The sequence below is a fragment of the Lysinibacillus sp. CNPSo 3705 genome, from assembly GCF_028674935.1.
In the GTDB taxonomy this organism is placed as follows: Bacteria; Bacillota; Bacilli; order Bacillales_A; family Planococcaceae; genus Lysinibacillus.
Window position 1 is genome coordinate 1 of the sequence record NZ_JAQZSD010000015.1, and the last position, 13,595, is coordinate 13,595.

The following is a 13,595-nucleotide window of genomic DNA, read 5'->3' on the forward strand; positions in this document are numbered from 1 at the left end:
TGGCATTACTGGCGCTACTGGCATTACCGGCGCTACTGGCATTACCGGCGCTACTGGCATTACTGGCGCTACTGGCATTACTGGCGCTACTGGCATTACTGGTGCTACTGGCATTACCGGCGCTACTGGTATTACTGGCGCTACTGGCATTACCGGCGCTACTGGCATTACTGGCGCTACTGGCATTACTGGCGCTACTGGCATTACCGGCGCTACTGGCATTACTGGTGCTACTGGCATTACCGGCGCTACTGGTATTACCGGCGCTACTGGCGTTACTGGTATTACTGGCGTTACTGGCATTACTGGACCAGCATTTACAGAAGGTTTCTCAGCATTCAATAATGGTATATCAGTAAGTGCTTCTACTACAATCACTAACTGGAGTGTTGCTGCTCCATATTTCACAACACCAGCATTTAATCCAACGACCGGAATTTTCACTGTTCCAACAACTGGAAGATATGCTTTTGAAGCTACAATCAACTACTCTACTGCTGCAGCAATTAGCATAAGTTTGGGGGCTGGCATAAATCCATCATTTGCTATTCGCCAAAACGCTACAACAAATTTAATAAGCGGGCTATTCCCTTTATTAAATGTAAATATTATTGCCGTATTGACTTTACGTGCTGTCCTTGGAAATGGGACAGTAACATTGGCTGGAGAAGTCGATTTAAATGCAGGTGATACCATTGATTTATTCTACAATGCTAACGGTTTAACAATAGGGCTTACTCTTGGAGGAGCTAACTCTGGCGGTATTGTATGGTCATGTCACCGAATTTCATAGCATTAAGATCTTTACTGGGAAAGTAGAAACTTACTTTCCCAGCTTTTAATTTGAGATATCTCACTTGTGCAATTTGTACTTTGCCCCATCCAACTTCAAAATAAAAAAAGTAGTACAAACATTGATCTTCAAGTTTGTACTACTTACTGATAACCATTTATTTCTTACAAATCTGCAAACATTTCCTTCAACATTTCTTCAGCAACATTTTTACCTTGCTCAACGCACTCAGGTATTGATATTCCTTCGAAGGAGCTCCCTGAGAGCCTTACAGCGGGAAAATGTTCACGTAACTCTTGTTTTGAACGCTCAACCTTCGCCTCATGTCCTACCGTATATTGTGGCATGGCATTTTTCCAGCGGGAAACTACAGTCATTAACGGCTCTCCATCTACACCAATTGTTTTCATTAAATCCTGCAATACAGTCTTTTCAATTTCTGTATCAGATAACGCAACAATTGCCTCATCGCCCACTCGGCCAATATAACTGCGTAATAGTACATAATCATCCGGGGTTGTACCAGGCCACTTGCGGTTAATCCATGTACAAGAAGTTATTGAAAAATCACTATTTCGGGAGACAAAAAATGATAACGCATCTAGATCACCTAACTGATCTTTTTTAAATGCCATTGTCACAGTAGCAATAGTTGCTGCCTTCATCGTACTCAATTCATTTAATAACTGGTGTTTACTGAACATTTTTCTTGCCACATTAAATGGTGTAGCAATAATAACAGCATCTGCTTTTAATTGTGTAAAATTGTTTAGCAAAACTTGGACTGTACCATCCTTACCATGTTCAATTTCCTCAACTTTAACACCCTTCATAACTATCCCGGAAAGTAGTGATTCTTCAAGTTTTTCGATAAGTGTCTCAAGACCATTATTAAATGTTTGAAAAATCCCCTTATCTTTCGTATTGAGTTTATTACTTAAAAAATTCGAACCAGACTTTTTCATACCAATCAGTAGGCTACGATATTTTTGCTCTAATCCATAGAGCTGTGGGAATGTAGAACGCATACTTAACTGCTCAATATCACCAGCAAATGTTCCAGCAAGTAATGGCTCTACTAAATTATCTACAATTTCAGCACCGAATCTTCTTCTAAAAAATTGCCCTAATGGTTGGTCTTCGTTCTGGGCAGAACGAGGGATGAAAAAATCCCCCGCCGCACGAACTTTCCCGCTAAGTGAAAACAAACCTGATGTAATAAATGACGAGACATGTGGTGTTGCTCCAGACAAAAGATTGCTAGGGATTGGATACAATTGACTACCGACAGCAACGTAAGTCGGACCTGTATTGCTTGTAATCATTTCCTGTTCAATGCCTAAATCCTTCGCCAAAGCATATACATAATTCTCACGATCAAAAAAAGATTCTGGACCGCGCTCGATGATAAAGCCATCTTTTCTCAGTGTTTGTATTTTTCCGCCAAGACGTAATGACGACTCGACAAGTACGATATCTAACGGCAATTCTTTTGCGCTTGCTTCTTTTTGCAAATAGAACGCAGCTGTGAGGCCAGTAATGCCACCGCCTACAACAACTACCTTTCGTCTTTTTTGAGTCACCAACATCATCACTTTCTTTTCGCTTAGCTTAATTTTTTATGAATAGCATCAACCATTGCATCAATAAATAACGGGTGTGTATTTGGCATTGCTGGACGATAATATTTCGCGCCAAGTCCATCACAAACAACTTTACATTCATAATCGTTGTCATATAAAACTTCTAAATGTTCTGTTACAAAGCCAACTGGCGTATAAACGAATGACTGGAAGCCCTTTTGCTCGTAAAGTTCACGCGTTAAGTCCTGAACATCTGGACCAATCCATGGCTCAGGTGTTTGCCCTGCTGACTGCCAGCCAACTTCTACATTGTTTACACCTGTCGCTTCTTTTATTAATCGAGCCGTCTCAATTAATTGATCTTCATATGGATCGCCTAGCTCTTTAATTTTCTCTGGAAGTGAGTGCGCAGACACGATTAAACATGCCTTTTCACGTTCTTCTTCTGACATTGCATTAAACGTTTCATTTACTTTCATTTTCCAATACTCAATGAACTTTGGTTCATCATACCAAGATTCTACAGAAGTAATTGTTAATCGATCTCCAGCCGCTTCTGTTGCACGACCATTATATGATTTAATAGAGAACGTTGAGAAGTGAGGAGCTAAAACGATAGAAACCGCTTCTTTAATGCCTTCCGCTACCATTCCTTCTACAGCATCTTCAATGAACGGGTGGATATGCTTTAATCCGATAAATAATTTGTATTCCACCTTATCTTGTACTTCATTTAAACGTGCACATAAAGCCTCAGCCTGCGCTTGAGTAGCAGCAGCAAGTGGCGATAAACCACCGATTGCTTCATAACGACTGCGTAAATCTTCTAAATGCTCTTCTGAAGGTTTGCGACCGTGACGAATATGTGTATAGTAAGGTTCGATGTCTTCTTCTTTATAGGGTGTTCCGTATGCCATAACTAATAAGCCTTTAACTTCTTTCATTAACCTTTTCACCTCTAAATAATAGTTATCCTTAATCGTACATAATGTGACAAAAAGAAGCTGTCCAATTCATTAGGTTGGACAGCACCCTTTCTACGATGAAATCAAGATATCATACATAAAAAAGAAATATGAAAGTTAATATCCTGTTCACATCTATATTAAGAGCGTGCTTGGATTTGTTGAGCACTATACTCATGAATAAGAGCTGTTAAACGTTTTAACACTTCTGGGTCTACCTCTGGGAATACACCATGACCTAAGTTAAAGATATGCCCTGGCATTTCTAAGCCTTGATCGATAATATCTTTCGTGCGTTTTTCAATAATTGACCAATCTGCAAGTAATAGCGATGGATCTAAATTGCCTTGTACAGGTTTAGTAATTCCGTTTGCACGTGCTTCTTTAATTGGTAAACGCCAATCTAAGCCAACAACATCAACCGGTAAATCATTCCACTCTTTCGCTAAATGACTTGCACCGACACCAAACTGAATAAGTGGCACATTTTCTTTTTTCAATTCAGCAAAAATACGTGTCATAATCGGTTTAATGAAGACACGATAGTCTTCTACATTTAAAGCACCAACCCAAGAGTCAAATATTTGAATAGCTTTTGCTCCCGCTTCTACTTGAGCAGAAATATCAGAAATAATCATGTCAGCTAATTTGTCCATTAAAGCAAACCAAGCTTGAGGCTCTGATACCATAAATGATTTTGTTTTATTATAGTTTCTTGAAGGACCACCTTCAATCATATAGCTTGCGAGAGTAAATGGCGCACCTGCAAAGCCGATTAGAGGTACATTCAATTGTTCCGCTGTTAACATTTTTATTGTTTCTAAAACGTATGGTGTATGTTCCTTCGCATTGAATTCGCCTAGTTTTTCTATATCAGCGATTGAGCGAATAGGATTTGAAATTACAGGACCTACGCCTGCTTTGATTTTCACATCTACCCCAATACCAGGGAGTGGAGTTACTATATCTTTGTATAAAATTGCCGCATCAACATTGTAATTTTCTACTGGTAATCGCGTTACATATGCACAAAGCTCAGGTTGAAGTGTAATTTCCTCTAAAGAATACTTTTCTTTAATCGCACGATATTCTGGTTGAGAGCGTCCTGCTTGTCGCATATACCATACTGGTGTATGTTCAGTTCTTTCTCCTCGTGCAGCACGTAGAAGAGTATCATTAAAAGTTGTCATGAATAGTTCCTTCCCCTCAATAAATTCATATCGTAAAATTCTCTTGTTTATTTCATTATTATTGATATCCGTTTTCAATAGTAAACGCTTCCTCTGTTATTGTATAGTTTTCATAGTGAAATGTCATAAAATTGTTCTTTCTAAGGAATTTCTTTTTTGACAAAGCTTTAGACTTCCACTTAAATGGAGATAATCACGCTATATTAAGAAAATTCATAAGGAGGTCAATTTTATGTATATTTATTTAACTTCTGGTACAGGTGATTTTTTAGAACAGTTAAAGAATAAATATCCAAATGAGGCAATGATTTTAATACACGGAGAAGGAAACTCTGTGCTTATACACGAAACTGAAAGAAAATCTGTCTTTGCTACACCACGCAAATTCGAAGTGTTAGATTCAGTAAATGATTTAGAAGAACGCGGCTTTTTTGTATTGAACAATATTCCCGTTACAGATGAGGGTCGACCAGTTTTTGAACATCGCTTTTTAAATCGAGCAGGCGCTATAGAAGATGAGCCAGGCTTTGTAGCATTTCGACTACTTCGTCCATTAAATAGTGAAACATACATTGTCATGACACAATGGAACGGCCCACATTCGTTTGAAGCATGGAAAAGCTCAAAAGCCTTTGCATCCGCACATGCTGAACGTAAAGAACCAACAGGTGTGAATCAGCAAAATATTTTCTCAGCAGCTTCATATGTCACAACCTATAGCGCTGCTCCAAAAGAAGAAAATGAGGATTAGTTGAAGCATGCAGGATTCACTGCTTTCCGCAGGTATCCCGAGTGCGCGGGTATTCATTGTTCTTCCGGGGGATTCACCAGGGTTTGCTGCTCTTCGAGTATTCCACTTCGATTCTCTGCACTTCTGTGGATATCCTCCAGGTGTGCGCGGTATTCGCTGCACTTCCGGAGGCATTCTTCAGAACGGGGAATTCCTTACTCTTACTTAGAATATCTTTTATAAGAGGTGCTCAACCGCTGTTTATCCAGTTTGTGAAACTATTATGTTAGTAATAAAAATCTAGGATAATCTGTTTAAGGAGGTTTTACCGTGAACCAACGTCTACTTGAAAAGATTGATGCCCATTTTGATGAAATGGTGGCAATTCGTCGTCATCTACATATGCATCCAGAGCTGAGCTTCCAGGAGCAAGAAACCGCTAATTATATTATTCATTTTTATAAAAATCTAGGCGTACCGGTTGAAGCTAATGTCAGTGGCTTCGGATTAATTGCACGGATTAAAGGAAGCAGGCCGGGCAAAACAATTGCTTTACGAGCAGACTTTGACGCACTGCCTATACAAGATGAAAAAGACGTTCCATACAAATCAACTGTGGCTGGCGTTATGCATGCTTGCGGGCATGATGGACATACAGCTACTTTGCTAATCGTCGGTAAGCTATTGTGGGAAATGCGCGATGAATTAGCAGGAGAATATGTACTAATTCATCAGCATGCTGAAGAGGCTGATCCAGGCGGAGCAATCGGAATGGTACAGGCTGGAGCTTTGAATGGCGTTGATGCTATTTTCGGTACACATCTATCTTCTAATCATCCAACAGGCATGATTGGCTACCGCGTCGGTCCAACGATGGCTGCTGTTGATAGTTTTGAAATGAAAATTCAAGGTCAAGGTGGTCACGGTGCTCATCCGGACCAAACAAAGGATGCGATTGTTATTGGCTCTCAGCTTGTTATGAATTTACAACAACTTGTGGCACGTCGAGTTGATCCAATCGAATCGGCTGTTTTATCAGTTGGTTCATTCGTAGCATCTAATGCTGACAATATTATTGCCGATACAGCCTATTTAAATGGTACAATTCGAACATTTAATAAAGATGTTCGTGAAACGATGGAGCGTGAGTTTAAACGGGTTATCCAAGGTACAGAAATTGCGCATGATTGTACAATTGAACTGGATTATCGTCGTGGCTACCCTGCGCTTATAAATCATGAGAAAGAAACACTATTTGTGCGTACGATTGCTCAGGATATTTGCGATGTTATTGAAGTAAAAGCAAGTATGGGGGCTGAAGATTTTTCTTACTACTTAGAGGAAAAACCAGGTACTTTCTTCTTTACTGGAGCCAAACCAACTGAATATGCACCACATCATCATCCGAAATTCGATATAGATGAAAAAGGTATGCTCGTTGCTGCAAAGGTATTATTAACAGCAGCACTAGACTATCAATTAGTAGAATAGAAAATAAAGCTCATATCTCCAAGTCTGTTATTGGAGATATGAGCTTTTGTTATCAAGGTTTTGAGACCTTAGCAGTTAATTCACTCACAACGAGTATGATCATAAAAGTTACATAAAACATTGGCTGTGTAATACTACATAGACCAACTATAATTGCTTGAGAGATCATCGCAAGACGTACAATTTGATTGACTGCTACTTTGCGTGCTTCATCAGGTAACGGATAAAGCATGTCCATGCGGAATTCACCGCTTGATAATAAAGCCTGCTTTAATTGAATAGTTGTAGCAAAGCTCAATACACCTGCAACAATCCATGAAACGACAGGGATATCTACAAAGGCTGCAATAACAGCTGAAATCACGGTTAAACGGAACCATAAATAAAAATGATCATCTGTTCGGATGAATGTACGGAACACCAAGTACTTTTGAGTATTATCCTTGTTGTATGGCACAAATTTGTAAAGCCAGTCAAGCCAACCTCGACGACGGATGCTACCACGTAGATGTGGAACGTCTGTGAAATAATTAGCAAAACGATAGAAGCTCATCATGCGATTTTGCTCAAGCTTCACAAAATGCTCGTACGGGACAGGTTCACCCGTGCATTTTTTTCTAAATATTACAATATACACACACCCAATTGCAGCAGCAGCAATCGCTAAAATAAGCTGCATATGAAGCCCCATGTACACAGCCACACTAAAGATAACAGCTCGAATCAGCCTGTCTACCCAGATCATTTGACCGCGTTCACTATACCGAAAGCTAAATTCACCCTGAACGCTCAAATATTTCAATATAATAATAAGTAGGAACACTGACCAAATTTCAAATGTAGTTAATTCAGTAACAGTCTTTAGTAAAGGGATACTAACGATATAAACAATTGCCACAATCCACACCTGTGACCAAAACGTCCACGCTAAAGCCTTTTTGAAATACTGCGACATTTTTGATTCTAAAGGTAATAAATACACTTGGTCTGGCTCTCTCAAAAGTGAAGTCGGACGACTAAATGCCAATAAAATCCCTACAAAGACTGAGATTAATACCTCTGCTGGAAAATCAGCCTGTACGACTTTTAGCCATTCACTATATTGATAGCCCCCTGCTCCGATAAGAAATACTAGTACAATCGCTAAATGCCCTGTAAAAATAAACCGCATATATTTTTGCACTTCACCTATATAGTGCATGAAGCGAGAGGACCAAACATCACGCAAGTTCTTCATGGTCGCGCTCCTTTGTCATTGCAATATATAAATCATCCAATGTCGCATGTGGCATTGCAAATGCCTTGCGTAAATCCTCCATTGTTCCTTGTGCTCGCACTCGTCCTTCATGCAATAAAATAATACGGTCACAATGCTTTTCAGCGGTCGATAAAATGTGCGTGGACATTAATATAGAAGCGCCCTCTTTTTTCTTTTCATCCATCTGATCAAGCAATGATTGAATACCAAGTGGATCGAGCCCTACAAAAGGCTCATCAATAATGTAAAGACTTGGATTGACTAAAAAGGCACACATAATCATAACCTTTTGACGCATGCCCTTTGAGAAATGCGAAGGGAACCAATTAAGTCGCTTTTCCATTCGAAATTCTTTTAATAATATTTGTGAACGAGCTGCAAGTGTTGCTTCATCTAGACCGTAAGCCATTGCAGTTAATGCTAAATGCTCACGTAATGTTAGCTCATCGTACAATACAGGTGTTTCAGGAATATAAGAAAATGCTGTACGATACTTGTCTGTATTTTCCTTTAACGTCACACCATTTAAACGAATGTCTCCTTCTTTTGGAAGCATTGTTCCGATGATATGCTTAATCGTTGTACTTTTACCAGCGCCGTTCAACCCTATTAAGCCAACAAGCTCTCCTTTTTCAATCGTAAATGATAAATCTTTAATAACAGGCTTTCTTGTATAACCACCTGTCACATGTTGTACCTCTAATACCGTCATGCCCTCACTCCTCTTCTAGTTTATATTTTATCAAAAATTAGCAAATGATACAGTTATGAGTATGATAGAATGTACTTACATATAAAATAAGGAGGAATTTTCAAATGAGCGATTGCCTATTTTGCAAAATCATTGAAGGATCTATTCCAAGTACAAAAATTTATGAAGACGAGCATGTCTATGCATTTACTGACATTTCGCCTGTAGCAAAAGGTCATACACTATTAATTCCAAAACATCACTGTAAAGATCTATTCGAAATGCCTGAGGATGTAGCTCGTAATTTATATGCAGTAGCACCGAAAATTGCAAATGCTATTAAGGCTGCTTTTCATCCAATTGGACTGAATACAATTAATAATAATGGTGCTGCAGCTGGACAAACTGTTTTCCACTATCACTTACATTTTATTCCGCGTTACGATGAAAAAGAAGGCTTGGGCTTAATTTGGCAAACACAAAAATATACACCAGAGCAATTAACTGAAGTTGCTGAAAGCATTAAAGCTAACCTTCAGTAATTGAACATAATTGTCAGAATTGTCTATTGCATTTTTAAAATTTATAGCGTACAATCACAAATAAGTTTCGCTAACGGTCATGAGGACACGTTAGGAGACAAAAAAGATTAGCATAGTCGAGGAGAGATTAGCAATGAATACAAAAAATTTAGTATTAATGGCCCTTTTAGTTGGTGTTGGTGCTACCCTTTACGTGGTTACACCAGGTATGGTAAATGGCATGAAGCCTGATTTCATGCTAACAATGATGTTTATCGGCATTTTATTGTTCCCTACCATTAAAGAAACGTTCTTACTTTCTTTAGCAACAGGAGTACTTTCAGGATTGTTTACTACTTTTCCAGCTGGCCTTGTACCAAATATTATCGATAAAGCAGTAACAGGCTTTGTCTTTTTAGCTGCCTTCATGGTGCTGAAAAAATTGGCAAGCAATTTTGCAGTATCTGCTGGCTTAGTTGGTTTAGGAACAATTTTATCTGGAACTGTCTTTTTAACAGTCGCACTTTTTGTATTCAATGCAAATGTTGGTGCAACATTCGCTGTTCTGTTTGTAGGCGTTGTATTACCTGCTGTAGTATTTAATGTGATTGCTTTTGCAATTATATATCCTATCGTTGCAAAATTAGTGAAGCGTTCTAAATTCCAAACAGCTATTTCAATTTAATAAAAATGACGTTCATCTTCAAGGAAACTAAACTGTGAGTCAAAATCACTCGTTTAGTTTCTTTTTTCTTTTTGTATTCATGCATTTCATGGTTTAATAGTAGGTAACACATGATCATTACAGAAATGAGGTATTTAACATGAAAGCAAAACCATTTTTATTTGGACTGGCTGCCGGGATTGTCGGCGGTACAATCGCTGTACTTTTTTCAGCTCCTCAATCAGGACAACAGCTACGTGCTAATTTGCGCGCAAACGCTGCAAGCACAAAGGACAAGCTTTTAGATGTAAAACAGCAAGCAGGCACAGTTAAACAATCTGTTAATTCACTTACAAATGAAATGAAAAATAATATACCACTAATAATAAATGATTTAAAACAAACTATTACTACATTTACTGAAGAAATAGAGCCATCAAAAAATAACTTACAACAAGAAATAGAAGCATTACAGAATTCAATAAGCGAAATCGAGAAAAACGTTACACAATTTACAGAAAAAAAGAAAAAAACGCAAGAAAAAGTTAGCGACTAAAGTCCTTATACCTTGATAATCAAACTGTATTTTTATTAATTTCAATCTGCAAAATGTTATTTTTTAACCACTTTTCAATTTTTTAATTTTTCTAACTTTAAACTTTTTTCCTTTATTGCTATAATATTTTTAAAATGTTAAAGAAAGCAGTAGGTGATGGCTTTGTCAGAGGAATTATACACTCAAAAAGAAGCGATGCTTTATAGTCAAAGAATTGCGCAATTATCAAAAGCCTTATGGAAAGCAGTGGAGAAAGATTGGCAGCAATGGATTAAACCCTACGATTTAAATATTAACGAACATCATATTTTATGGATTTCGTATCATTTAAAAGGGGCTTCAATTTCTGATGTGGCAAAATTTGGGGTTATGCACGTTTCCACAGCATTTAATTTTTCTAAAAAATTAGAAGAACGTGGATTCCTTAAGTTTTCAAAGCGAGATGACGATAAGCGTAATACGTACGTTGAGTTAACAGAAGCAGGTACAGAACTTATTGTTGAAATGAATAGTAATTATCATAATACGTATCATTCTGTGCTAGAAGGCTCATTAGCTTTAAAGGACCTATATGGTCGCTTCCCAGAATTTTTAGATGTTATGGCTGTTATTCGCAATATATACGGCGAGGACTTCATCGACATTTTTGAGCGTTCCTTCCAGCACTTCCGAGAGTCCTTTGATAAGGTAGAAGAACGTCCAACTGTAAAAGGATGAAAGTGATAATAGTAGGCTTTTAAGCTCGGTTGTTCGTCATTTGAGTTTAAATGGCCTTTAAAGCCTATAAATGATACTAAAAGAGGTACTTCAGAAATTTTTCTGAGATACCTCCTTTTTCTTGCATTCTAGCATAATTCAATTTACATTAGATAGGACCATTCATACTACGGAGTTGATTAATCATGCACTGCTGGAAAATTTTAAATCTTGAACATCATTACGGAACAACGCGTATTATGATCATGGCTGTCCTTACTTTTTTAACTGTATTCTCTCTTTCCTATGTAACGTTTAATTTATTTAATAATGAGCATTATACAGATCGTTTGTTTTGGCTCTTTGTCATTGCTGTTTTTGCAATCTATCCAATCCACAAATGCTTACACTTTCTAGCATTGTATGATTTGCGTCAGCATTTAAAATTGCGTGTGCGTACCCAATTTTATGTTATTCCTGTTCTACACATGCGTATCCGTGAACCTTTATCGAAAAACCGTTATATTTTAGCTTTACTCACACCATTTATTGTTTTAAATACAAGCATTATATTAGGTACACTGCTATTTCCTGCGTATACACATTACGGCACATTACTTTTAGCTTACCATTGTAGTCTATGTATCATTGATATTCTATATGTGAAATATTTATTGAATTCGCCTAAAGACTCCCAAATTGAGGAGACGCCTAAGGGCTATGAAATTTTAGTACCACCTACTATTCACTAAATTGCTTGTACTTGTGTTTTATTGACGTTTTTTGTTATGCTATTAATACTGAAAGAGGGGAGGAATAGACTTGCTGTTAATGATTGTAGTTCTATTCTCGGTATTCTATTTATTTCAAATAAACCGCATGACTTATGCGCTGTGCATGCGACGTGAAATTCCCGAAGAAAAGCAACCAAAAGTATTCCGAACTATAAATATACTTATTACAATATTACTTGTCTCATTTTATATTGAAGTTTTATATGCAGTATAGTAGAAATTATGTCTCGGCAAAATTGCATCAGGAATCAGCTTTTTGCAAGCACAAAGCCGACTAAGAAAAAGGCATCCACTTAATGTGATAACTCGGTCTGACCAATCATATTTTGACGTCACCTAAAATGCGGTGCGGATGCCTTACATTGTAAAAAAAGCTAAGGACGTTACATCCTTAGCTTTTCGTTATTTTTATTAATTAGTATAGGAATGCTGCACCAACGATAATTAATAAAATAAACAACACAACTAATAAAGCAAAGCCTGAGCCGTAGCCGCCGCCACCATATCCTCCGCTGCTCATAACTTCACCCCCTTTCTTTTCTATATCCTATGCGCTTGAAAATTTGAAATATAGGCTATACTCAAGGGGGGAACCATTTTGTTTTTAAAACGTTTATGTTATAGTAAAAAATGGACGAAACCATTGTAAGGAGAGAATATCCACTATGAAAAAGACAGTTTTATCTTTAACATTAGCTGCCTCGGTATTAGCGCTTGGAGCTTGTAGCGGAGGGGACAGTAAAACAGTTGTTACTTCTAAATTAGGTGACATTTCAGGCGCTGACTTTAATGAATCAGCAAAAAATTTAGCAGGTGCTCATGTAGTTCAACAAATGGTGACTGAAAAATTACTATCTGATAAATATAAAGTATCAGACAAAGAACTTAAAGAAGCATACGACAATACTGCTTCACAATTAGGTGATGACTTTGACCAAGCTCTTGTTCAATATGGCTTAACGAAAGAAGGCTTTAAAGAGACTTTACGTGTTCAGCTTCTTTCAGAAAAGGCTTTAAAAGATAAAGCTTTTACAGAAAAAGATGTAAAGAAACATTATGAGCAAATGAAAACCGAGTTAAATGGTCGTCATATTTTAGTTGCAGATGAGAAAACAGCTAAAGAAGTGATTGCCAAAATTAAAGGCGGCGCAAAATTTGCAGATGTAGCAAAAGAATACTCAACTGATACTGGCTCTGCTGAAAAAGGTGGAGAGCTTGGTTGGTTCTCTGTTGGTACAATGGTAGATGAATTTAATGATGCTGCTTATGCCCTTCCGTTAAAAACTTTAAGTGAACCGGTTAAAACAAGTTTCGGTTACCACGTTATTGAAATTACGGACAAGCGTGATGTAAAAGGTGTTGGCTCATTTAAAGATGAAGAAGCAAATATCCGTTCACAAATGCTAGCTAAATTAGTGAACACAGGTCAAGATCAACAAGTTCTTAAAGATATCCTTGCAAAAATGGCAAAAGATGCTGATGTAAAAACTTCTAATAAAGAATTAGAACCTGCTATCAAGGCTCTTACAACAACAAGTGAAGAGCAAGCTAAAGCGCAAGAAGAAGCTGTTAAAAAAGCGCAAGAAAACGCTGAAAAAGAAAGTAAAAAAGATACTGACAAAAAGTAATCTGTTATTTTACTATATGAAAAAGGGTTACGCTT

General features: G+C 37.6%; 15 protein-coding genes and 1 pseudogene. 10 read left to right on the forward strand and 6 right to left on the reverse strand.

Going from position 1 to position 13,595, the window contains the following annotated elements; all coding sequences use genetic code 11:
* Window positions 1-793 (forward strand): annotated as a pseudogene (locus PVA17_RS08520) (collagen-like protein); the annotation flags it as partial.
* Between the two features lie 164 nt (window positions 794-957).
* Here the strand turns inward: PVA17_RS08520 and hemY are convergent.
* From hemY to hemE, 3 genes are all read right to left on the reverse strand, one after another.
* On the reverse strand, window positions 958-2,385 hold the full coding sequence (gene hemY, locus PVA17_RS08525) for a protoporphyrinogen oxidase (RefSeq protein ID WP_274067490.1): 1,428 nt from the start codon (window positions 2,383-2,385) through the stop codon (window positions 958-960).
* Window positions 2,386-2,399: 14 nt separating this feature from the next.
* Window positions 2,400-3,320 (reverse strand): ferrochelatase, encoded by a 921-nt coding sequence (gene hemH, locus PVA17_RS08530; RefSeq protein ID WP_132364006.1) that lies wholly within the window; start codon window positions 3,318-3,320, stop codon window positions 2,400-2,402.
* Window positions 3,321-3,481: 161 nt separating this feature from the next.
* Window positions 3,482-4,531: a uroporphyrinogen decarboxylase gene (hemE, locus tag PVA17_RS08535; protein WP_132364008.1), complete on the reverse strand. Its 1,050-nt coding sequence runs from the start codon at window positions 4,529-4,531 to the stop codon at window positions 3,482-3,484.
* A gap of 232 nt (window positions 4,532-4,763) precedes the next feature.
* Here hemE and PVA17_RS08540 point away from each other — a divergent pair, with 232 nt between their 5' ends.
* Entirely contained in the window at window positions 4,764-5,282 is a 519-nt protein-coding gene (locus tag PVA17_RS08540; RefSeq protein WP_132364010.1) for an antibiotic biosynthesis monooxygenase family protein, read from the forward strand.
* Window positions 5,283-5,591: 309 nt separating this feature from the next.
* Window positions 5,592-6,752 (forward strand): amidohydrolase, encoded by a 1,161-nt coding sequence (locus PVA17_RS08545; RefSeq protein ID WP_274067452.1) that lies wholly within the window; start codon window positions 5,592-5,594, stop codon window positions 6,750-6,752.
* Window positions 6,753-6,804: 52 nt separating this feature from the next.
* On the opposite strand, the gene PVA17_RS08550 is transcribed toward PVA17_RS08545, so the two are convergent.
* Both PVA17_RS08550 and PVA17_RS08555 read right to left on the reverse strand, forming a co-directional pair.
* Window positions 6,805-7,989 carry an ABC transporter permease gene (locus PVA17_RS08550; RefSeq protein ID WP_132364014.1) on the reverse strand — a complete coding sequence of 395 codons (1,185 nt, stop codon included), beginning with the start codon at window positions 7,987-7,989 and terminating at the stop codon, window positions 6,805-6,807.
* Entirely contained in the window at window positions 7,973-8,722 is a 750-nt protein-coding gene (locus PVA17_RS08555) for an ABC transporter ATP-binding protein (protein WP_274067453.1), read from the reverse strand. Before PVA17_RS08555 ends, PVA17_RS08550 begins: the two co-directional genes overlap by 17 nt.
* 104 nt (window positions 8,723-8,826) lie before the next feature.
* Here PVA17_RS08555 and PVA17_RS08560 point away from each other — a divergent pair, with 104 nt between their 5' ends.
* From PVA17_RS08560 to PVA17_RS08585, 6 genes are all read left to right on the forward strand, one after another.
* Window positions 8,827-9,243 (forward strand): HIT family protein, encoded by a 417-nt coding sequence (locus PVA17_RS08560; RefSeq protein ID WP_132364016.1) that lies wholly within the window; start codon window positions 8,827-8,829, stop codon window positions 9,241-9,243.
* Between the two features lie 133 nt (window positions 9,244-9,376).
* On the forward strand, window positions 9,377-9,907 hold the full coding sequence (locus tag PVA17_RS08565) for a tryptophan transporter (RefSeq protein WP_274067454.1): 531 nt from the start codon (window positions 9,377-9,379) through the stop codon (window positions 9,905-9,907).
* 139 nt (window positions 9,908-10,046) lie between these two features.
* On the forward strand, window positions 10,047-10,442 hold the full coding sequence (locus PVA17_RS08570; RefSeq protein ID WP_274067455.1) for a YtxH domain-containing protein: 396 nt from the start codon (window positions 10,047-10,049) through the stop codon (window positions 10,440-10,442).
* A 156-nt stretch (window positions 10,443-10,598) separates the two neighbouring features.
* Window positions 10,599-11,159: an HTH-type transcriptional regulator Hpr gene (locus PVA17_RS08575; RefSeq protein WP_132364123.1), complete on the forward strand. Its 561-nt coding sequence runs from the start codon at window positions 10,599-10,601 to the stop codon at window positions 11,157-11,159.
* A gap of 185 nt (window positions 11,160-11,344) precedes the next feature.
* Window positions 11,345-11,890, forward strand: a complete 546-nt coding sequence (locus tag PVA17_RS08580; RefSeq protein ID WP_132364022.1) for a DUF3267 domain-containing protein — start codon at window positions 11,345-11,347, stop codon at window positions 11,888-11,890.
* Window positions 11,891-11,960: 70 nt separating this feature from the next.
* Window positions 11,961-12,146: a hypothetical protein gene (locus PVA17_RS08585; RefSeq protein ID WP_049668928.1), complete on the forward strand. Its 186-nt coding sequence runs from the start codon at window positions 11,961-11,963 to the stop codon at window positions 12,144-12,146.
* 201 nt (window positions 12,147-12,347) lie between these two features.
* On the opposite strand, the gene PVA17_RS08590 is transcribed toward PVA17_RS08585, so the two are convergent.
* Window positions 12,348-12,452 carry a YjcZ family sporulation protein gene (locus PVA17_RS08590; RefSeq protein ID WP_082337661.1) on the reverse strand — a complete coding sequence of 35 codons (105 nt, stop codon included), beginning with the start codon at window positions 12,450-12,452 and terminating at the stop codon, window positions 12,348-12,350.
* A gap of 145 nt (window positions 12,453-12,597) precedes the next feature.
* On the opposite strand from PVA17_RS08590, the gene PVA17_RS08595 reads away from it, so the two are divergent.
* On the forward strand, window positions 12,598-13,560 hold the full coding sequence (locus PVA17_RS08595) for a peptidylprolyl isomerase (protein ID WP_132364023.1): 963 nt from the start codon (window positions 12,598-12,600) through the stop codon (window positions 13,558-13,560).
* Window positions 13,561-13,595: the final 35 nt, after the last annotated feature.

Bases quoted from the DNA above. Each gene is read 5' to 3' on its own strand.
- hemY (WP_274067490.1), bottom strand. From the start codon at position 2,385: ATGATGTTGGTGACTCAAAAAAGACGAAAGGTAGTTGTTGTAGGCGGT.
- hemH (WP_132364006.1), bottom strand. From the start codon at position 3,320: ATGAAAGAAGTTAAAGGCTTATTAGTTATGGCATACGGAACACCCTAT.
- hemE (WP_132364008.1), bottom strand. From the start codon at position 4,531: ATGACAACTTTTAATGATACTCTTCTACGTGCTGCACGAGGAGAAAGA.
- PVA17_RS08540 (WP_132364010.1), top strand. From the start codon at position 4,764: ATGTATATTTATTTAACTTCTGGTACAGGTGATTTTTTAGAACAGTTA.
- PVA17_RS08550 (WP_132364014.1), bottom strand. From the start codon at position 7,989: ATGAAGAACTTGCGTGATGTTTGGTCCTCTCGCTTCATGCACTATATA.
- PVA17_RS08555 (WP_274067453.1), bottom strand. From the start codon at position 8,722: ATGACGGTATTAGAGGTACAACATGTGACAGGTGGTTATACAAGAAAG.
- PVA17_RS08560 (WP_132364016.1), top strand. From the start codon at position 8,827: ATGAGCGATTGCCTATTTTGCAAAATCATTGAAGGATCTATTCCAAGT.
- PVA17_RS08565 (WP_274067454.1), top strand. From the start codon at position 9,377: ATGAATACAAAAAATTTAGTATTAATGGCCCTTTTAGTTGGTGTTGGT.
- PVA17_RS08570 (WP_274067455.1), top strand. From the start codon at position 10,047: ATGAAAGCAAAACCATTTTTATTTGGACTGGCTGCCGGGATTGTCGGC.
- PVA17_RS08575 (WP_132364123.1), top strand. From the start codon at position 10,599: ATGGCTTTGTCAGAGGAATTATACACTCAAAAAGAAGCGATGCTTTAT.
- PVA17_RS08580 (WP_132364022.1), top strand. From the start codon at position 11,345: ATGCACTGCTGGAAAATTTTAAATCTTGAACATCATTACGGAACAACG.
- PVA17_RS08590 (WP_082337661.1), bottom strand. From the start codon at position 12,452: ATGAGCAGCGGAGGATATGGTGGCGGCGGCTACGGCTCAGGCTTTGCT.
- PVA17_RS08595 (WP_132364023.1), top strand. From the start codon at position 12,598: ATGAAAAAGACAGTTTTATCTTTAACATTAGCTGCCTCGGTATTAGCG.